The 18,883-nt window shown below is 74.3% G+C and carries 18 protein-coding genes; 15 read left to right on the top strand and 3 right to left on the bottom strand.

Annotation, left to right across the window (positions count from 1 at the left end):
- Nucleotides 1-39: 39 nt before the first annotated feature.
- The 3 genes from ACZ407_RS27845 (at nt 40) to ACZ407_RS27835 (ending at nt 4,405) form a co-directional block, all read left to right on the top strand.
- Nucleotides 40-1,314 (top strand): hypothetical protein, encoded by a 1,275-nt coding sequence (locus ACZ407_RS27845; RefSeq protein WP_468132924.1) that lies wholly within the window; start codon nt 40-42, stop codon nt 1,312-1,314.
- A gap of 160 nt (nt 1,315-1,474) precedes the next feature.
- Nucleotides 1,475-2,617 (top strand): glycosyltransferase family 4 protein, encoded by a 1,143-nt coding sequence (locus ACZ407_RS27840; RefSeq protein WP_468132922.1) that lies wholly within the window; start codon nt 1,475-1,477, stop codon nt 2,615-2,617.
- 171 nt (nt 2,618-2,788) lie between these two features.
- Entirely contained in the window at nt 2,789-4,405 is a 1,617-nt protein-coding gene (locus ACZ407_RS27835; protein ID WP_468132920.1) for a GMC oxidoreductase, read from the top strand.
- A gap of 40 nt (nt 4,406-4,445) precedes the next feature.
- Here the strand turns inward: ACZ407_RS27835 and ACZ407_RS27830 are convergent, their stop codons facing one another.
- On the bottom strand, nt 4,446-6,242 hold the full coding sequence (locus ACZ407_RS27830) for an AMP-dependent synthetase/ligase (protein WP_468132918.1): 1,797 nt from the start codon (nt 6,240-6,242) through the stop codon (nt 4,446-4,448).
- Between the two features lie 275 nt (nt 6,243-6,517).
- On the opposite strand from ACZ407_RS27830, the gene ACZ407_RS27825 reads away from it, so the two are divergent.
- From ACZ407_RS27825 to ACZ407_RS27800, 6 genes are all read left to right on the top strand, one after another.
- A complete protein-coding gene (locus tag ACZ407_RS27825) occupies nt 6,518-7,303 on the top strand; it encodes a metallophosphoesterase family protein (RefSeq protein ID WP_468132916.1) in 786 nt (261 codons plus the stop codon).
- 82 nt (nt 7,304-7,385) lie between these two features.
- A complete protein-coding gene (locus tag ACZ407_RS27820; protein ID WP_468132914.1) occupies nt 7,386-7,826 on the top strand; it encodes an SRPBCC family protein in 441 nt (146 codons plus the stop codon).
- Nucleotides 7,827-8,005: 179 nt separating this feature from the next.
- Entirely contained in the window at nt 8,006-9,130 is a 1,125-nt protein-coding gene (locus ACZ407_RS27815; protein WP_468132912.1) for an ArsA family ATPase, read from the top strand.
- Nucleotides 9,131-9,260: 130 nt separating this feature from the next.
- On the top strand, nt 9,261-9,716 hold the full coding sequence (locus ACZ407_RS27810; protein ID WP_468132910.1) for a DUF5304 domain-containing protein: 456 nt from the start codon (nt 9,261-9,263) through the stop codon (nt 9,714-9,716).
- Between the two features lie 61 nt (nt 9,717-9,777).
- Entirely contained in the window at nt 9,778-10,719 is a 942-nt protein-coding gene (locus ACZ407_RS27805; RefSeq protein WP_468132908.1) for an ROK family glucokinase, read from the top strand.
- 86 nt (nt 10,720-10,805) lie between these two features.
- Nucleotides 10,806-11,552, top strand: a complete 747-nt coding sequence (locus tag ACZ407_RS27800; protein WP_468132906.1) for an endonuclease/exonuclease/phosphatase family protein — start codon at nt 10,806-10,808, stop codon at nt 11,550-11,552.
- A 143-nt stretch (nt 11,553-11,695) separates the two neighbouring features.
- Here the strand turns inward: ACZ407_RS27800 and ACZ407_RS27795 are convergent, their stop codons facing one another.
- Both ACZ407_RS27795 and ACZ407_RS27790 read right to left on the bottom strand, forming a co-directional pair.
- A complete protein-coding gene (locus tag ACZ407_RS27795; protein WP_468132904.1) occupies nt 11,696-12,301 on the bottom strand; it encodes a hypothetical protein in 606 nt (201 codons plus the stop codon).
- Complete coding sequence (locus ACZ407_RS27790; RefSeq protein ID WP_468132902.1) at nt 12,294-13,073, bottom strand: alpha/beta hydrolase; 780 nt, start codon at nt 13,071-13,073, stop codon at nt 12,294-12,296. The genes ACZ407_RS27795 and ACZ407_RS27790 overlap by 8 nt, the downstream gene beginning before the upstream one ends.
- Before the next feature lie 201 nt (nt 13,074-13,274).
- Here ACZ407_RS27790 and ACZ407_RS27785 point away from each other — a divergent pair, with 201 nt between their 5' ends.
- The 6 genes from ACZ407_RS27785 (at nt 13,275) to ACZ407_RS27760 (ending at nt 18,846) form a co-directional block, all read left to right on the top strand.
- Nucleotides 13,275-14,048, top strand: a complete 774-nt coding sequence (locus tag ACZ407_RS27785; protein ID WP_468133073.1) for a lysophospholipid acyltransferase family protein — start codon at nt 13,275-13,277, stop codon at nt 14,046-14,048.
- A 25-nt stretch (nt 14,049-14,073) separates the two neighbouring features.
- Complete coding sequence (macS, locus tag ACZ407_RS27780) at nt 14,074-15,270, top strand: MacS family sensor histidine kinase (RefSeq protein ID WP_468132900.1); 1,197 nt, start codon at nt 14,074-14,076, stop codon at nt 15,268-15,270.
- 325 nt (nt 15,271-15,595) lie between these two features.
- Nucleotides 15,596-16,240, top strand: a complete 645-nt coding sequence (locus tag ACZ407_RS27775; RefSeq protein WP_468133071.1) for a response regulator — start codon at nt 15,596-15,598, stop codon at nt 16,238-16,240.
- Between the two features lie 150 nt (nt 16,241-16,390).
- Nucleotides 16,391-17,422 (top strand): 6-phosphofructokinase, encoded by a 1,032-nt coding sequence (locus ACZ407_RS27770; protein WP_468132898.1) that lies wholly within the window; start codon nt 16,391-16,393, stop codon nt 17,420-17,422.
- An 87-nt stretch (nt 17,423-17,509) separates the two neighbouring features.
- Entirely contained in the window at nt 17,510-18,505 is a 996-nt protein-coding gene (locus ACZ407_RS27765; RefSeq protein WP_468132896.1) for a 2-hydroxyacid dehydrogenase, read from the top strand.
- Nucleotides 18,506-18,567: 62 nt separating this feature from the next.
- On the top strand, nt 18,568-18,846 hold the full coding sequence (locus ACZ407_RS27760) for a hypothetical protein (RefSeq protein WP_468132894.1): 279 nt from the start codon (nt 18,568-18,570) through the stop codon (nt 18,844-18,846).
- Nucleotides 18,847-18,883: the final 37 nt, after the last annotated feature.

The raw sequence follows: 18,883 nt of genomic DNA, 5'->3' as shown, positions 1-18,883 counted from the left end.
ACGGCGGGCCCCGCGCGCCGCGCACGTACGATCGGGGCCGTGACGGCAACGGGACGGGCGCGGACTCCGGCGGCACGGCCCCGGCGGGCCGCGCCGCGCGCACCGCTGCGCCTGCCCCTCCTGGTCTTCCGCCGCGTCCTCTTCCCCTTCTCCGTCCTCGTCACCCTCGCCGTCCTTGCCGGCTGTGCCGGGCCCGCCGCCCCGCCCGGACCGCCGGCGCAGGTCCGGCAAGAGGTCCGGTCCGTGCTCGCCCGGTGGTCGGCCGCGCTGCTCGCCCGCGACGAGGCCGGGTACCTCGCCGAGGACGGCCGGCCGCAGGCGCGGGAGGGCTTCGCCCGGCTCGCCGGGGTGCCGCTGGCCTCCTGGGAGTACGCCGTCACCTCCGTGCGCGCCGAGGGCGCCCGGGCGTACGCCGCGGCCGAACTGCGCTACCGGCTCGCCGGGTACGACTCCCTCCCCGCCACCGCCGGGCGGGAGCTGGAGCTGCGCCGGCAGGGCGGCCGCTGGCGGGTGGCCCTGGACCGGCCCGCCCCCGGTGCCCGCCCCCAGCTGTGGGACCAGGGCCCGGTGACGGCCGTGCGCGGCCGGCGCAGCCTGGTGCTGGGCGTCCGCGGGGACGGGGTGCCGCAGGAGCTGCTGACGGGCCTGGCGGCCGAGGCGGACCGGGCCGTGCCCGCAGTGTCGGCGGCCTGGCCCGGCGGCTGGCCCCGCAGGCTGGTGCTGGTGGTCCCCTCCTCCCCGGACGCGATGGCCGCGCTCCTGGGCTCGCCGCCCGCCGCGTACGACGGGATGGCGGCGGTGACCACCGGCCGGGTGGGCGGCGGGCCCGGGCCCGCGGACCGGGTGACGGTCAATCCGCAGGCGTACCGGGAGCTCGGGGAGCTGGGCCGCAGGGTGGTGCTCACCCACGAGGCCGTGCACGTGGCCACCCGGAGCGCCACCCCGGCCGGGACCCCGCTGTGGCTCTCGGAGGGCTTCGCCGACTGGGTCGCGTACCGGGGCAGCGGCCGCAGCGCCGAGCAGGCCGCGCCGGCGCTGCGGCGGGCGGTGCGCCGGGGCGAGGTGCCGGGCGCGCTGCCGGCGGACGGGGCCTTCGCGTTCGGCGGGGACCCGGACGCCCTGGCCGCCTCGTACGAAGGGGCCTGGCTGGCCTGCCGGATGATGGCCGAGCGGTGGGGCGCCGGGGCCCCGGCCCGGTTCTATGCGGCGGCGGCCCGCTCCTCTGCGGCGGCCGCCTTCGCTTCGGTGCTCCGCACCGACGAGCGGGCCTTCAGCGCCGCCTGGCGGGCCTACCTGCGCGAGCAACTGGGCTGACCGGCGGGGCCGGGGGCCGGGGGCCGGGCCGGGCGACGGGACGGTGTCCCGTCGCAGGGACGCCCGGGGTCCGTCCGGGCGGCCGGGGCCAACGCGCCGCCCCGCCCGCAGGAAGGGGCCCGCAGCGCCGGGGCGCGGCCGTTGGGTACTGTCGCAGGCGATGCACAAGACGCTGATCGTGACCAATGACTTCCCGCCCCGCCCCGGCGGCATCCAGGCCTTCCTGCACAACATGGCGCTGCGCCTGGACCCCGAGCGGATCGTCGTCTACGCCTCCACGTGGAAGCACAGTGCCGAGGGGCGGGAGGCGACCGCGGCCTTCGACGCGGAGCAGCCGTTCCGGGTGGTCCGCGACCGTACGACGATGCTCCTGCCGACCCCGCGGGTGACCCGGCGGGCCGTCGGGCTGCTGCGCGAGCACGGCTGCGAGTCGGTGTGGTTCGGTGCGGCCGCCCCGCTCGGGCTGATGGGCCCGGCCCTGCGCCGGGCCGGCGCGAAGCGGCTGGTGGCCACCTCGCACGGGCACGAGGCCGGCTGGGCGCAGCTGCCCGCGGCCCGGCAGCTGCTGCGGCGGATCGGCGAGGGCACCGACACGATCACCTATCTGGGCGAGTACACCCGGTCCCGCATCGCGGGCGCGCTGACGGACGAGGCGGCGGCCCGCATGGTGCAGCTGCCGCCCGGCGTGGACGAGAAGACCTTCCACCCGGAGTCGGGCGGGGCGCAGGTGCGGGCCCGGCTGGGGCTGTCCGACCGGCCGGTGGTGGTGTGCGTGTCCCGGCTGGTGCCGCGCAAGGGGCAGGACACGCTGATCCGGGCGATGCCGCTGATCCTGGCCGAGGTGCCGGACGCGGTGCTGCTGGTCGTCGGCGGCGGCCCGTACGAGAAGGACCTGCACCGGCTGGCGGCCGAGACCGGCGTGGCGGACTCGGTGCGCTTCACCGGGGCCGTGCCGTGGGAGGAGCTGCCCGCGCACTACGGGGCGGGCGACGTGTTCGCGATGCCCTGCCGGACCCGGCGGGGCGGGCTGGACGTGGAGGGCCTGGGCATCGTCTACCTGGAGGCCTCGGCCACCGGGCTGCCGGTGGTGGCGGGGGACTCGGGCGGAGCGCCGGACGCGGTGCTGGACGGGGAGACCGGCTGGGTCGTCCGCGGGGGCAGCGCGCAGGAGTCGGCGGAGCGGATCGCCGCGCTGCTGAAGGATCCGGAGCTGCGGCGTCGGATGGGGGAGCGGGGGCGGGCGTGGGTCGAGGAGAAGTGGCGGTGGGACCTGCTGGCCGAGCGGCTGCGGGAGCTGCTCTGACGGGTGTGTCCGGGGTCCGCCCCGGACCCGGCTCCGCCGCCTGCCCCGGCTGCCGCCGGGAGGCGTGCCCGTCCGGGGCCGGATACCGTCCCGCCGCACATCTGACTGTCACTCGGATGTGTGTCAACACCGCGTCTGGGCGGACGGCCGGATTCCGCCCATGATGCGGCCATGACACCTCATCTGACGCGCCGTCACCTCCTGGGGCTCGGCGCCCTGCAGACCGCGGCCGCCCTCGGGTTCACCAGGATCGGCCTGGAATCTGCGGCGGCCGCCGAGCCCGCGGCCCGTGCGTACGCCCCCGCCGTCATCGTCGGCTCCGGGTACGGGGCGGCGGTCGCGGCCCTGCGCCTCGGCCAGGCCGGCGTGCGCACCGTGGTCCTGGAGATGGGCCGGCTCTGGGACTCGCCCGGGTCCGACGGCAAGGTCTTCCCGTCCACCTCGGCGCCCGACCAGCGCTCGATGTGGTTCAGGACCCGCACCGAGGCCCCGCTCGCCCAGTTCCTGTGGCTCGACGTGGTCAACCGGGACATCTCCCCCTACCCCGGCGTCCTGGACCGCGTGCACCACGGGGACATGTCCGTGTACGTCGGCCGCGGGGTCGGCGGCGGCTCGCTGGTCAACGGCGGCATGGCGCCCACGCCCCGCCGCTCGTACTTCACCGAGGTCTTCCCCGGGGTCGATGCCGACGAGATGTACGGGACGTACTTCCCGCGCGCCCGGCAGATGCTCGGCGTGAACGACATCGACCCCGCCTGGTTCGAGTCCACCGAGTGGTACCGCTTCGCCCGGATCTCCCGCAAGCACGCCGCGAACACCGGCCTGAAGACCGTGTTCGTCCCGAACGTCTACGACTTCGGGCACATGCAGCGCGAGGCGGCCGGCACCGCGCCCCGGTCCGCGCTGGCCGGCGAGGTCATCTACGGCAACAACCACGGCAAGAAGAGCGTGGACAAGACCTACCTGGCCGCCGCCCTCGGCACCGGCAACGTCACCATCGAGACCCTCCAGCGGGTCACCGCCGTACGCCGCGAGCCCGACGGCACCTACGTGCTGACCGTCAGCCGCATCGACCTGACCGGCCGGGTCACCGAGACCCGCGAACTGGGCTGCACGCAGCTCTTCCTGGGAGCCGGCAGCCTCGGCACCACCGAGATCCTGCTGCGGGCCCGCGAGACCGGCGCCCTGCCCGCCCTGAGCCCCGAGGTCGGCCTCGGCTGGGGCACCAACGGCAACGTCATGACCGCCCGCGCCAACCACCTGTGGGACACCGTCGGGGCCCACCAGGCCACCATGCCCGCCCTCGGCATCGACGACTGGGACAACGCGGCCAACCCGGTGTTCGCCGAGATCGCCCCGCTGCCCATGGGCCTGGAGCACTGGATCTCGATGTACCTGGCCATCACGAAGAACCCCGAGCGCGGCAGCTTCAGCTACGACCCGGCCACCGACTCCGCCCGGCTGAACTGGACCCGGGACCAGGGCACCCCGTCCGTCCACTCCGCCAAGTGCCTCTTCGACCGCATCAACCGGGCCAACTTCACGATGTACCGCTACGACCTCTTCGGCGACAACAAGGCCTTCGCCGACGACTTCACGTACCACCCGCTGGGCGGCTGCGTGCTCGGCCGGGCCACCGACCTGCACGGCCGGGTCAAGGGCTACCGGAACCTGTACGCGGTGGACGGCTCGCTCGTGCCGGGCTCCCTCGGGGTCAACCCGTTCGTCACCATCACCGCCCTCGCCGAGCGCAACCTGGCCCGGATCCTGGCCGAGGACCCCCGCTGAGGACTCCGGCCGAGGACTCCGGCCCAGGACCTGGGCCGCGTCAGCCGCGGTAGAGCGCCTCGATCTCGTCCGCGAAGTCCTTCGCCACCACGTTCCGCTTGAGCTTCAGCGAAGGGGTGATGTGCCCCGACTCCTCCGTGAACTGGGAGCCGAGGATCCGGAACTTCCGCACCGATTCCGCCTTGGAGACCGCGGCGTTGCCGTCGTCGACGGCCTTCTGCACGGCGGCGATCAGGTCCGGGTCCTCGCGCAGGGAGGCGGCCGTGGCCCCCTCCGGCTTGCCGTGCTCCTTCGCCCAGCGGCCGAGGAACTCCTCGTCGATGGTGACGAGCGCGCCGACGAACGGCCGGGCGTCGCCGACCACCATGCACTCCGCGACCAGCGCGTGCGCCCGGATCCGGTCCTCGATGACCGCCGGGGCGACGTTCTTGCCGCCCGCGGTGACCAGGATCTCCTTCTTGCGGCCGGTGATGGCCAGGTAGCCGTCCTCGTCGAGGGTGCCGACGTCACCGGTGTGGAACCAGCCGTCGGTCAGCGCCTCGGCGGTGGCCGCCTCGTTCTGCCAGTAGCCCGCGAACACGTGCTCGCCGTGCAGCAGGACCTCGCCGTCGTCCGCGATGCGCACCACGGAACCCGGCAGCGGCTGGCCCACCGTCCCGATCTTCTGCCGGTCCCACGGGTTGAACGCCGTGGCCGCGCAGGACTCCGTCAGGCCGTAGCCCTCCAGCACCGTGAAGCCGATGCCGCGGAAGAAGTGGCCCAGGCGCTCGCCGAGCGGGGCGCCGCCGGAGATCGCGTACTCGCCGCGGCCGCCCAGCACCGTGTGCAGCTTGCCGTACACCAGCTTGGAGAAGACCTTGTGCTTGAGCCGCAGGCCCAGGCCCGGGCCGCCGGGGGCGTCGAGCGCGCGGCTGTACGCGATGGCGGTGTCGGCGGCCGCGTCGAAGATCCGGCCCTTGCCGTCGGCCTGCGCCTTCGCGCGCGCCGAGTTGTAGACCTTCTCGAACACCCGCGGCACGCCGAGGATCAGCGTGGGCCGGAAGCCCGCCAGCTCGTCGGTCAGGTTCTTGATGTCCGGTACGCAGCCCAGGCGGATCGGCGCGAGCACGGACGCCACCTCGACCAGCCGCCCGAACACGTGGGCCGCCGGGAGGAAGAGGAGCACCGAGCACTCGCCGGTGCGGAACAGCGGCTTGAGCCGCTCCACCACGTTGCCGCACTCCGCGAAGAAGTTGCGGTGGGTGAGCACGCAGCCCTTGGGGCGGCCGGTGGTCCCGGAGGTGTAGACGATGGTGGCGGGGTCGTCGGCGTTCGCGAGCGAGCTGCGCTCGTCGACCAGCTCGTCGGAGATCCCGGCGCCCGCGGTGCGCAGCTCCTCGATCCCGCCGGCCTCGATCTGCCACACGTGCGCCAGCTCGGGCAGCCGGTCCCGCAGGCCCGCGACGGCCTCGGCGTGACCGGAGCCCTCGACCACGGCCGCGACCGCGCCGGAGTCGCCCAGGATCCACTGGATCTGCTCGGGGGAGCTGGTCTCGTACACGGGGACGGTGACCGCGCCCGCGGACCAGATCGCGAAGTCGATGAGCACCCACTCGTAGCGGGTGCGGGAGATCAGGGCCACCCGGTCGCCCGGCTTGATGCCGGCGGCGATCAGGCCCTTGGCGGCCGCGCGGACCTCGGCGAGGAACTCGGTGGCGGTGACGTCCTGCCACACGCCGTCGACCTTGCGGCCCATGACGGCGGTGTCCGGGTGCTGAGCGGCGTTGCGACGGATGAGATCCGTGAGGTTCCCGTCCGACGGGACCTCGTACAGGGCCGGAAGGCTGAACTCGCGCAAGACTGCTGCTCCTCTGGGCGCCATCGCCACGGTGTGGACCGACCGGACGTTACCCACCGGTAGTGGGTTCCGGATAGAGGGAACCGGCCAGATGTCTTGTGCGTCACACACCGCGGTCCTTCCCCGCCGACAGTAGTCGACTCGGTTTGCGACTAGGAAGTAACCGCAGGTAGGACCCCCCGCGCCGGGCCCCTCCCGGCCCATCGTGCGCTCTTTGCAGCCGTTCACCACGGGCCCCTACCGGCCGCGCCCCGGGCGGCCCTAGGGTGATCCGCATGGGTGGTACGAGGCGCAGCAGCACACGGGTCCACGTCGTCAGCGACGTCCACGGCAACACCGAGGCGCTCGCACGCGCCGGAGACGGCGCCGACGCCCTCGTCTGCCTCGGCGACCTCATCCTCTTCCTCGACTACGCGGACCACTCGCGCGGCATCTTCCCCGACCTGTTCGGGGTGGAGAACGCCGACCTGATCGTCAAGCTGCGCACCGAGCGCCGCTTCGACGAGGCCCGGCAGCTCGGCGCCCGCCTCTGGTCCGGGCTCGACCGCGAGGCCCTCATCGAGGAGGCCGTGCGCCGCCAGTACGCGGAGATGTTCGCCGCCTTCTCCACCCCGACCTACGCCACGTACGGCAACGTGGACATCCCGGACCTGTGGCCGGAGTACGCCCGCCCCGGCACGACCGTCCTCGACGGCGAGCGCGTGGAGATCGGCGGCCGGGTCTTCGGCTTCGTCGGCGGCGGCCTGCCCTCCCCGATGCGCACCCCCTACGAGGTGGACCCGGACGAGTACGCGGCCAAGATCGAGGCGCTCGGCGACGTGGACGTGCTGTGCTCCCACATCCCGCCGGAGGTCCCCGAACTCTGCTACGACACCGTCGCCCGCCGCTTCGAGCGCGGCAGCACGGCCCTGCTCGAGGCGATCCGCAGGGTACGGCCCCGGTACGCCCTCTTCGGCCACGTCCACCAGCCGCTGGCCCGCCGGATGCGGATCGGCGCCACCGAGTGCGTGAACGTGGGCCACTTCGCCTCGACCGGACGGCCGTGGGCCCTGGAGTGGTGACGGCCGCCGTGCGCGATAGCCTTCACGCGGCGCCGCGCGGCGCCTCTTTCACCGCGAACCCACCTCTGGAGGAGCCGCAGCGATGGCGGAACACACGAGCTCTAGCATCACCATCGAGGCGGCCCCGGCCGACGTCATGGCCGTGATCGCCGACTTCGCCCGCTACCCGGAGTGGACCGGCGAGGTCAAGGAGGCCGAGGTGCTGGCCACCGACGGGCAGGGGCGCGCCGAGCAGGTGCGGCTGCTGCTCGACGCCGGGGCCATCAAGGACGACCACACCCTCGCCTACACCTGGACCGGCTCCGACGAGGTCAGCTGGACCCTGGTCAAGTCGCAGATGCTGCGCGTCCTGGACGGCTCGTACAAGCTGGCCGGACTCGGCGGGGACCGCACCGAGGTCACCTACCAGCTGACCGTGGACGTGAAGATCCCCATGCTCGGCATGATCAAGCGCAAGGCCGAGAAGGTCATCATCGACCGCGCCCTGGCCGGCCTGAAGAAGCGCGTCGAGTCCGCCGCGTAAGGCCCGCGCCCGCGCAGGACCCGCACCCTGCGCAGGACCCGCACCCCGCGTAGGACCTGCGTCCCGCGCGCAGGACCCGCACCCCGCGACGGGCCCCGGCTGCGGCCGGGGCCCGGCTTCCCGCGCCCCCGCCGCGCCGGCCCCTCCCGGCGCGCCCCCTCCCACGGCAAGCGAGCACCATGCGCACCCTCCTCGTCACCGGACCCGGCGGAGCCGGCCGCACCACCGTGGCCGCCGCCACCGCCCTGGCCGCCGCCGGGCGCGGCGAGCGCGTGCTCCTCACCGGCGCGGCCCTGCCCGAGCTGCCGGGGCACTCGCTGCTGGAGACCGCCCGGCTCGACGCGGACGCCCGCTTCCGCGCCGAGATCGTCGCCCTCCAGGAGCGCGGCGCCGCCGTGTTCGACCTGCTGGGCGCCCGCCCGCTGCAGGCCGAGGAGCTGACCGCGGTGCCCGGGGCCGAGCAGTTCGCGCTGCTGCGCACCCTGCGCCGGGCCGCCGAGGGCGGGGCGTACGACCTGGTCGTCGCCGACCTCCCGCCGGTCCGCGAGGCCCTCGACCTGCTCGCCCTCCCCGACCGGCTGCGCCGCTACCTGCGCCGCCTGATCCCCGCCGAACGGCAGGCCGCCCGCTCCCTGCGCCCGGTCCTGGCCCAGCTCGCCGGCGTGCCGATGCCCGCCCAGTGGCTGTACGAGACCGCCGACCGCTGGAACGAGGAGCTGGCCGCCGTACAGGCCGTGATCGAGGCGGACGGCACCTCCGTACGGCTGGTCGCCGAGCCCGGACCGGCCGGTGCCGCGGCCGTCCGCACCGCGCTCACCGCGCTCGCCCTCCACCAGCTCCCCCTCGACCTGCTCGTCGCCAACCGGGTCCTGCCCCGCGGCTCCGCCGACCCCTGGCTGGCCGGCCTCGCCGCCCAGCAGGACGCCTGCCTCGGCGACTGGGCCGGGACGGGCCTGCCGCTGGCCGAACTCGCCCACCTGGGCCGCGATCCGCACGGGCCCGCGGACCTCGCCCGGCTCGACCCCGGGACCGGCGCGGACGCCCGCCGCCGGCCGTGGGAGGTCGAGGACCTGCGGGCGGAGGACGGGGTGCTGGTCTGGCGGGTGCCGCTGCCCGGGGCCGTCAAAGAGGAGCTGGACCTGGTCCGGCGCGGGGACGAGCTGCTGCTGGCCGCCGGCCCGTTTCGCAGGATCGTTTCCCTGCCGAGTGCGCTGCGCCGCTGCACCGTCTCCGGAGCCGCCCTGCGCGAGGGGGAGCTCCGCATCCGCTTCACCCCCGACCCCGCGCTATGGCCCGCCCGCTGACCGCCGCCGACCGGCTGCGGCCCGTTCCGGCCGCGGCCGGACACCCCCTGAACACCGGGCGCCCGTTCGGGTACGGTCGAAGGTGACACAGCACCCCGCGGCGCCGCCCGCCGCCGTTCCAGGAGTCGCCATGAGCGAGGCCAACGACCGCACCGCCGACGAGGACGCCTGGGCCCGGGCCTGCGCCGAGGACCTCGCCGCCGAGCAGGCCCGCATCCGCGCGGAGCAGCGCGGGCACACCGGCACCGGCAGCGCGGCGGAGGAACTCTTCAAACTGGTCGAGGCCGTCGCCGACAAGGTGTCCGCCCTCGACAACCCGCTCTTCGGGACCGCCGCCCAGGGAGTCGTGCGCCAGTTCGTCAACCAGGCGAAGTCGGCCGTGGAACCCGTCATCGAGCGCAACCCGCAGGTCTTCGACCACCTCGCGGCCGCGGGATCGGAGCTCCTGGCCGCCTACCGCTCCGCGGTCGAAGGCCACGAGCGCCGCTGGACCCGCGGAACCGACGGCCCGTCCGGCACCCACGGCACCGACGGCCGCCCCGAGGACGGCGGTACGGGCCGGTCGGAGCGCATCGACCTCGACTGAGGCACCCCCGCGCTCGGGTACGGTGGGCCCTGGCGGGGTTTGACCGGAAACCGAGGGACTAATGGGACTCACCATCGGCGTCGACATCGGCGGCACGAAGATCGCGGCCGGAGTGGTCGACGAAGAGGGCACCATCCTTGAGACGTACAAGGTGCCCACCCCGCCGACCGCGGACGGCGTGACGGACGCGATCTGCACCGCCGTGGCCGAGGTCAGCAGCGGCCACGCCATCGAGGCCGTCGGCATCGGCGCCGCCGGCTACGTCGACGACAAGCGCGCCACCGTGCTGTTCGCCCCCAACATCAACTGGCGCCACGAGCCGCTCAAGGACAAGGTCGAGCAGCGCATCGGCCTCCCCGTGGTCGTCGAGAACGACGCCAACTGCGCGGCCTGGGGCGAGTACCGCTTCGGCGCCGGCCAGGGCCACGAGGACGTCATCTGCATCACCCTCGGCACCGGCCTCGGCGGCGGCATCATCATCGGCAACAAGCTCCGGCGCGGCCGCTTCGGCGTGGCCGCCGAGTTCGGCCACATCCGGGTCGTCCCCGACGGCCTGCTGTGCGGCTGCGGCAGCCAGGGCTGCTGGGAGCAGTACGCCTCCGGCCGAGCCCTCGTCCGGTACGCGAAGCAGCGCGCCAACGCCACCCCCGAGCACGCCGAGATCCTCCTCGGCCTCGGCGACGGCACCGTCGCCGGCATCGAGGGCAAGCACATCAGCGCGGCCGCCCGGCAGGGCGACAAGGTCGCCGTGGACTCCTTCCGCGAGCTGGCCCGCTGGGCCGGCGCCGGCCTCGCCGACCTGGCCTCGCTCTTCGACCCCTCGGCGTTCATCGTGGGCGGCGGGGTCTCCGACGAGGGCGAGCTCGTCCTCGACCCGATCCGCAAGTCCTTCCGGCGCTGGCTGATCGGCGGCCAGTGGCGGCCGCACGCCCAGGTCCTCGCCGCCCAGCTCGGCGGCAAGGCCGGCCTGGTCGGCGCCGCCGACCTCGCCCGCCAGGGCTGAGCCCCCGGCCGCCCGGCACCGCCCCCGGCACCCGCTGCCCGCCGCGCCCCCTGTGGACGCGGCGGGCAGCTGCCTATGTTGGTCCCATGGACCTGCCCAACTCCCGCACCGAAGCCGATGGTTCCGCCGTGATCCGGGTGCTGAGCTACAACATCCGGTCCCTGCGCGACGACGAGGAGGCCGTGGCCCGGGTCATCCGCGCCTGCGCCCCCGACCTCGTCCTCGTCCAGGAGGCCCCGATCTTCTTCCGCTGGCGCAAGCACGCGGCCCGGCTGGCAGCCAAGAGCGAGCTGGTCGTGCTCGGGGGCGGGGCCACCGCCGCCGGGCCACTGCTCCTGTGCTCCCTGCGGGCCACCGTCGAACGCACCGAGGACGTGCTGCTGCCCCGCACCCCGGGCCTGCACCGCCGGGGGTTCGCCACCGCCGTGGTCCGCATCGCCGGGGCCCGGCTGGGCCTCGTCAGCGCCCACCTCTCCCTCCAGGCCGCCGAGCGGCGCGCCCAGGCGGACCTGCTGCTGGAGCAGCTCGGCAGGCTGGACGTACCGCACGCGGTGGCCGCCGGGGACATCAACGACGAGCCGGAGGGGGCGGCCTTCCGGCGGCTCACCGACCGGCTCCAGGACTGCCGGGCGGTACGCCCCTGGGGCGGGGACCTGACCTGGCCGGCCCGGGCACCGCGCAAGCGCATCGACGCCGTCCTGGCCACCCCGGGGGTCGAGGTCCTCGGCTGCGGGGTCCCCACCGGGCTGCCCGGGCTGAGCCCCGCCGACCTCACCGCGGCCACCGACCACCTGCCGGTCCTGGCCGCCCTCCGGGTCCCGGCGGCCGCCTGAGCCGCACCGCACCCGCCCAACCGGCCCGGACACGGCTCCGGCCCCGCCCCGCCACCGGTGTACGGCGGCGGGGCGGGGCCGGAAGGGGCCTCGGGCCCGGCGGGCGGAGGCGAGCGGCGGCGGGGACCCGGTCGAAGGGAGCGCTAGACCACCGCGCCGCGCCCGGGGTCGCCGCCCTCGTCCTCGTCATCGTGCTGCATCCGCGCCACCAGCGTGGCGAAGCCGCCCAGGAAGCCGCCCACCCCCAGCGTGGTCAGCCACCAGGTCATGTCCCACTGGAGCAGCACCGCGAGCAGGAGCAGCACCGGACCGCCCACCACGGCCAGCCAGGCGAACTTCGCCGTGGTGTCCGCGGGCGGCAGGGGCGGGGGCTCCGGAGGCACGAAGTGCCCCTCGTCGCTCTCGTCGAGGTCGTCCTCCGCGGGCTCCGCCAGCGAGTGGTCGCGCGGACCCACACCGGGGGCGAACACCACCGAACTGCCCAGCGGCGGCTTGGCCGCACCGTCCGCGCCGCCGCCGGAGCCGCCCTTGCCCTCGGGCTCCTCGCCCTCCGGCCCGGCCTTCCCGGGCAGCGGGTTCACGTCCTCCTCGGGGAGCAGCAGGTCCTCGATCGGCTTGAACGGCTTCGCACCCGGCGGGTCCGGCGGCTCCTCCCCGTACCCCGCGACGATGGCGGCCCAGGCAGCCTCCTCGTCGAGCGGCTCACCGCTCCCGGACGCCTGGGGATCGCGGTCCTCGTGCTCAGCCACCGGTGGCCGTCCCCTCCTTGCCGACACTCGGAGCGAGCCGGCCGATGAATGCGAAACTGTCCTCGAAGATTCGCTCTGCATCATGGTCCAACGTCGCGACGTGGTAGCTCTGTTCCAGCAGGGTCTCGGTGACGTCGGTGGACGAGATGCGGCTCAGGATGCGCGCCGAGTCGGCGGGCGGCACGACGTGGTCCTGCGGGCTGTGCAGCAGCAGCACCGGCTGCGTGACCTGCGGCAGCTCGGTGTCCAGCATCCGCAGGAAGGTCCTCAGCGAGTGCGCGGCGCGGGTCGGCACGCGGGTGTACCCGACCTCCACCGCGCCCGGCTTCGCGATGTCGCTGGCGATGCCCGGGGTGGACCGTATGAAGTGCTTCGTGACCGGAAGGGTGACGGCCAGCGGGTCGTGCACCTTGTTCGCCGGATTCACCAGGACGAGACCCTGCACCGCGTCCCCGTGCTTCGCCGCCAGCCGCAGGCTCAGCGCCCCGCCCATCGACAGCCCGAAGACGAACACCTGCGCACACCGGTCCAGCAGCTCCCGCAGCGCCCGGTCCACCTCGGCGTACCAGTCCTGCCAGCCCGTGAGCTGCATGTCCTCCCAGCGGGTGCCGTGGCCCGGCAGCAGCGGAACGGAGACCGTCAGCCCGCGGTCGGCCAGATACTCGGCCCATGGGCGCATGGACTGCGGGGAACCGGTGAAGCCGTGGCAGAGGAGGACGCCGACCTCCCCGCCCTCGTGGCGGAACGGCTCGGCACCAGGGAGGACGGGCACCAGGATCTCCTGTTCGATCAGGTTCGGATGGGGGTGCGCTCAGTGTGTACTTCACGGTACGCGACCGGACTGACACCGACCAGGGCCGTCACGGGTACCGGCGGCCCGCCGCACCCGCGGTCCGGGAGGGAGCGCAGGCCCGCCAGGGGTTAAGGTCTGTTCGACAGACACAGGAAGGCATTCGAGTTGATCTACGGCGCAATGAAGTTCTCCATCGGGGGATCCCTGAAGCTCGCCTTCAGGCCCTGGGTGGAGGGCCTCGAGAACATTCCCGCCGAGGGGCCGGCGATCCTCGCGAGCAACCACCTGTCGTTCTCCGACTCCTTCTTCCTCCCCGCGGTGCTCGACCGGAAGGTGACCTTCATCGCGAAGGCCGAGTACTTCACCTCCCCGGGGGTCAAGGGCAAGCTGACGGCCGCCTTCTTCAAGGGCGTCGGCCAGCTCCCCGTGGACCGCTCCGGCGCCCGGGGTGCGGGCGAAGCGGCGATCAAGAGCGGCATCGAGGTCATCGAGCGCGGTGAGCTCTTCGGCATCTACCCCGAGGGCACCCGCTCGCCCGACGGCCGCCTCTACCGCGGCAAGCCCGGCGGCCTGGCCCGGGTGGCCCTGGCCACCGGCGCCCCGGTCATCCCCGTCGCGATGATCGACACGGAGAAGATCCAGCCCCCCGGCAAGGTCGTCCCCAAGCTCATGCGCCCGGGCATCCGCATCGGCAAGCCGCTGGACTTCAGCCGCTACCAGGGCATGGACGGGGACCGCTTCATCCTGCGCTCGGTGACCGACGAGGTCATGTACGAGATCATGAAGCTTTCCGGGCAGGAATACGTGGACATCTACGCCACGGCCGCCAAGCGCCAGATCGCCGACGCCGAGAAGGCCGCCAAGGCCGAGAAGGCGGAGGCGGAGAAGCTCGCCAAGGCCGAGAAGGCCGGCAAGGCGGACCGGGCCGGCGAGGCGGACGCGGCGGGCCGGTAGGCCCGCGACGCCCTGGGGGTGGGGTATGGCCAAGCGCGAGCAGGTCGTGCGCATGTCGGTCGAGCAGCCGCTGTGGCGGGCGCTGACCGCGTACCGGGTGCTGACCGCCGGGTACGCGGCGCTGCTGTTCGTCTCCGCGTACCGGGAGTTCGTACGCCCCTGGGTGGCGGCCGGCTACCTGGCGGTCCTCTTCGTGTGGACCCTCGCCACCCTGCCGAAGGTGGCGAGCGCGGCCCGCTGCACCCGCCGCTTCCTCGCCGGGGACCTCGGGTTCGCCCTGGTCGGGATCCTGCTCACCCCGGTGGCCGACTCCGCGGAGCGGATCGCCGCGGGCGGGCCCACCCTGCCCTCGATATGGACCGCGGGCTCGGTGCTGGCCTTCGCCCTCAAGGGCGGCTGGCGCTGGGCCGGCTTCGCGTCCACGTTCGTGGCCGCGGCCAACGTCGCCCAGCGCGGGGAGATCACCCGGGACACCGTGCACAACGTGCTGCTGGTGTGGGTGGCCTCCATCGCCATCGGGTACGTGGTCGAGGTCGCGCGGGCCAGTGAGGCCACCCTCGCCCGGGCCCTGGAGATCGAAGCGGCGACCCGGGAGCGGGAGCGCCTCGCCCGGGACATCCACGACGGGGTCCTCCAGGTCCTGGCCATGGTCCAGCGCCGGGGCACCGCCCTCGGCGGTGAGGCCGCGGAGCTCGGCCGGATGGCGGGGGAGCAGGAGGTCGCGCTCCGCTCCCTGGTCGCCGGCGGACTGCTGCCCGCCTCCCGGATCTCGCAGGACGCGGCCCGCGGGGCGCTGGTCGCGGCGGTGGAGGTGGACGAGCCGGAGGGCGATCTCGACCTCCGCAGCCTGCTCGCCCCGCACGCCGGCTCCAAGGTCAGCTTCGCCGAGCCCGGGGCCCCCGTGCTGCTGCCGGCCCCCGCCGCCCGCGAGCTGGCCGCGGCGGCCGCCGCCGCGCTGGACAACGTGCGCAGGCACGCGGGCGAGGGGGCGCGGGCCTGGATCCTCGTCGAGGACGAGCCCGGCGAGGTGATCGTCACGGTCCGCGACGACGGTCCCGGCATCCCGGCCGGCCGCCTGGCCCAGGCCGAGGGCGAGGGCCGCCTCGGCGTGGCCCAGTCGATCCAGGGCCGCCTCCGGGACCTGGGCGGCACCGCGGAACTGTTCTCCGTACCGGGCCAGGGCACAGAGGTGGAACTACGGGTCCCCAAGCCCCCGCCTTGAGAACCCAGGCCCGGGCCGAACCCGGGTCGGCCCACGCCCGGGCCGCGGCCGCAACCCGGCCCGGTCCCGGCCCGCCGGCGAGCCGAGGGGGCGAGGGGGCGGAGCCCCCGCTTCGGGAAGGGGCGGGGCGGGGAGCGGCCCCGCGCGGCGGCCGCCCGGCCCACAACCCGCAGGACCCGTGCAACGTGAACGATTCGAGGGGGAGGACGGAAGTCCGATGAGCAGCGAGACCGGCACGACCGGCGACACCGCCGAGACGGCCAACACCGCCGAGACGGCCAACACCGCCGAGACCGGCGAGACCGGCGAGAGCCGGATCCGCGTGATGGTGGTCGACGACCACCCCATGTGGCGCGACGCGGTCGCCCGGGACCTGGCGGCCGCCGGCTGCGAGGTCGTGGCCACCGCCGGCGACGGCCCGCAGGCCGTGCGCCGGGCCCGCGCGGTCAGCCCGGACGTCCTCGTCCTCGACCTCAACCTGCCGGGCATGCCCGGGGTGCAGGTCTGCAAGGAGCTGGTCTCCGCCAACCCGGCCCTGCGGGTGCTCGTGCTCTCGGCGAGCGGGGAGCACGCGGACGTCCTGGAGGCCGTCAAGTCGGGCGCGACCGGCTACCTGCTGAAGTCCGCGGGCGCCGAGGAGCTGATCGACGCGGTCCGCCGCACCGCCGCCGGCGACCCGGTGTTCACCCCAGGCCTGGCCGGCCTGGTCCTCGGCGAGTACCGGCGGCTCGCCTCCGGTCCGGCCCCGGCCGCGCCCGACGAGCCGAAGGCCCCGCAGCTGACCGACCGGGAGACCGAGGTGCTGCGGCTCGTGGCCAAGGGCCTGTCGTACAAGCAGATCGCCGAGCGGCTGGTCATCTCGCACCGGACCGTCCAGAACCACGTGCAGAACACCCTCGGCAAGCTCCAGCTGCACAACCGCGTGGAGCTCGTGCGCTACGCGATCGAGCGCGGGCTCGACGACGCGTAGTCCCCGTACGGGTGAAGAGGTGTGCACAACGCCCCCTACCGGGAGCGGAATTACCCCTTCGGGTGGCTCGGGTGTGACCCGGGTCACCACTAGCGTGACCGCCGGACGGGTCCAGCAGTCCTGGGCCCCTATCGGTGGAGGGATGATTCCATGAAGGTCGGAGTGCTGACCGGCGGCGGCGACTGCCCCGGGCTCAACGCGGTCATCCGCGGTGTCGTCCGCAAGGGCGTCCAGGAGTACGGATACGAGTTCACCGGCTTCCGGGACGGCTGGCGCGGACCGCTCGACGGCGACACCGCCCCGCTGGACATCCCGGCCGTCCGCGGGATCCTCCCGCGCGGCGGCACGATCCTCGGCTCCTCGCGCACCAACCCCTTCAAGAGCGAGGACGGGGTCCGCCGGATCAAGGAGAACCTCGCCAAGCACGAGGTGCAGGCCCTGATCGCGATCGGCGGCGAGGACACCCTCGGGGTGGCGGCCCGGCTGTACGAGGAGTACGGCATCCCTTGCGTGGGCGTGCCGAAGACCATCGACAACGACCTGTCGGCCACCGACTACACCTTCGGCTTCGACACCGCCGTCGGCATCGCCACCGAGGCCATCGACCGCCTGCACACCACCGCCGAGTCGCACATGCGGGTGCTGGTCGTCGAGGTCATGGGCCGGCACGCCGGCTGGATCGCCCTGCACTCGGGCCTCGCGGGCGGGGCGAACGTCATCCTCATCCCCGAGCAGCGCTTCGACGTGGAGCAGGTCTGCGCCTGGGTGACCTCCCGCTTCAAGGCGAGCTACGCGCCGATCGTGGTGGTCGCCGAGGGGGCCATGCCCAAGGACGGGGACCTGGTCCTCAAGGACGCCGTCTCCCGGGACTCCTTCGGGCACGTCCGGCTCTCCGGCGTCGGTGAGTGGCTGGCCAAGGAGATCGAGTCCCGGACCGGCAAGGAGGCCCGCACCACGGTCCTCGGCCACGTCCAGCGCGGCGGCACCCCGAGCGCGTACGACCGCTGGCTCGCCACCCGCTTCGGCCTGCACGCCATCGACGCCGTGCGGGACGGGGACTTCGGGAAGATGGTCGCCCTCCGCGGCACGGACGTCGTACGGGTGCCGATCGCCGAGGCCACGGCCCGGCTGAAGACGGTCGACCCGGCCCTCTACCGCGAAGTCGGCGTCTTCTTCGGCTGAGCCGCCCGGCAGCCCCGGACCGTGGACCGTATCGTGACAAAAGGTCCATGGTCCGGTACGGCGGCAGGCATACGGCGGGAGCGAAGCGTGGAGATCCTGGCATTCGGAGTCACGGCCGACGAGAAGCCGCTGCTGGAACGGGCCTTCGCCGGGCAGCACGAGGTCCGCTGCCTGGAGGTCTTCCTCACCGAGGACACCGCCCCCATCGCCGCGGGCTACGAGATCGTCAGCTCCAGCGTCAACGCGGACCTCGGCGGCCGGGTGCTGCGCACCCTCGCGGCCGGCGGCACCCGGATGATCGCCCAGCGCTCCACCGGCTTCAACAACATCGACCTGGACGCGGCCCGGCAGCTCGGCATGACCGTCAGCCGGGTCTCGTACTACTCCCCCTACTCGGTCGCCGAGTTCGCCTGGACCCTGGCCATGGCGGTCAACCGGCGGATCGTCCGCGCCGCCACCCGCACCCGCGACTTCGACTTCCGCCTCAACGGGCTCCTGGGACGGGACATGCACGGCCGCACCGCGGGGATCGTCGGCACCGGGAAGATCGGCGAGGCGTTCACCCGGATCGCGCACGGCTTCGGCATGAACCTGCTGGGCTGGGACGTGTCCCCGAACCCGGCCTGCCGGGAACTCGGCATGGAGTACGTGCCGAAGGCGGAGCTCCTCGCCGCTGCCGACCTGGTCAGCCTGCACGTGCCGCTGGTGCCCGACACCCACCACCTCATCGACGCGGAGGCCCTGAAGCGGATGAAGGACGACGCGATCCTCGTGAACTCCAGCCGCGGCGGGCTCGTGGACTCCGAGGCCCTCGTGGCCGAGCTGCGGGCGGGCCGCTTCACCGGGGTCGGCCTCGACGTCTACGAGGCCGAGGCGGGGGTCTTCTTCCTCGACAAGTCCCTGGAGGCGGTGGAGGACGACACCCTCGCCCGCCTGATCAGCTTTCCGAACGTCCTCGTCACCTCGCACCAGGCCTACTACACGCACGACGCGGTGGACCAGATCATCGCGACCACGGTGGCCAACGTGGCCGACTACCTGGCCGGCCGCCGCTCCGCGAACACCCTCACACCCGCCGCATGACGTTCCGCCTCCGTTCAGCGGGCGGCCCTCCGGCGGGCTCCGGCGGCTCCTAGGCTCGCAGGGTGCAGATACCTGACTGGCTCCGGTGGGTGTGCGCGGTGTGGGGTGCCGTCCTGTGCCTCGGCGCCCTCGACCATCTGGCCCGGGCGGCCCGGTCCCGGCCCGGCCGGGTACGCGCCGACCGGGCCGCCGAGGCCTTCGACTGGGCGGCCTCGGGCGCCTGCGCCCTCGGCGCGGCCGCCGAGAACCCGGCCGCCCTGCTGGCCGGGCTGCTCGCCTACACGATCACGGCGGTCCGCCGCCGCCTGCGCCGCCCGGCCCGGGCTGCCCGCCCGGCCTGAGCCGGGACGGCCTGGTCCGGACGGGCCGGCCGGCACG

It is taken from the genome of Streptomyces sp. NPDC030809, from assembly GCF_055572195.1.
The sequence above is the reverse complement of the archived record's forward strand: the minus strand, read 5'-3'. Positions and strand labels throughout refer to the sequence as shown.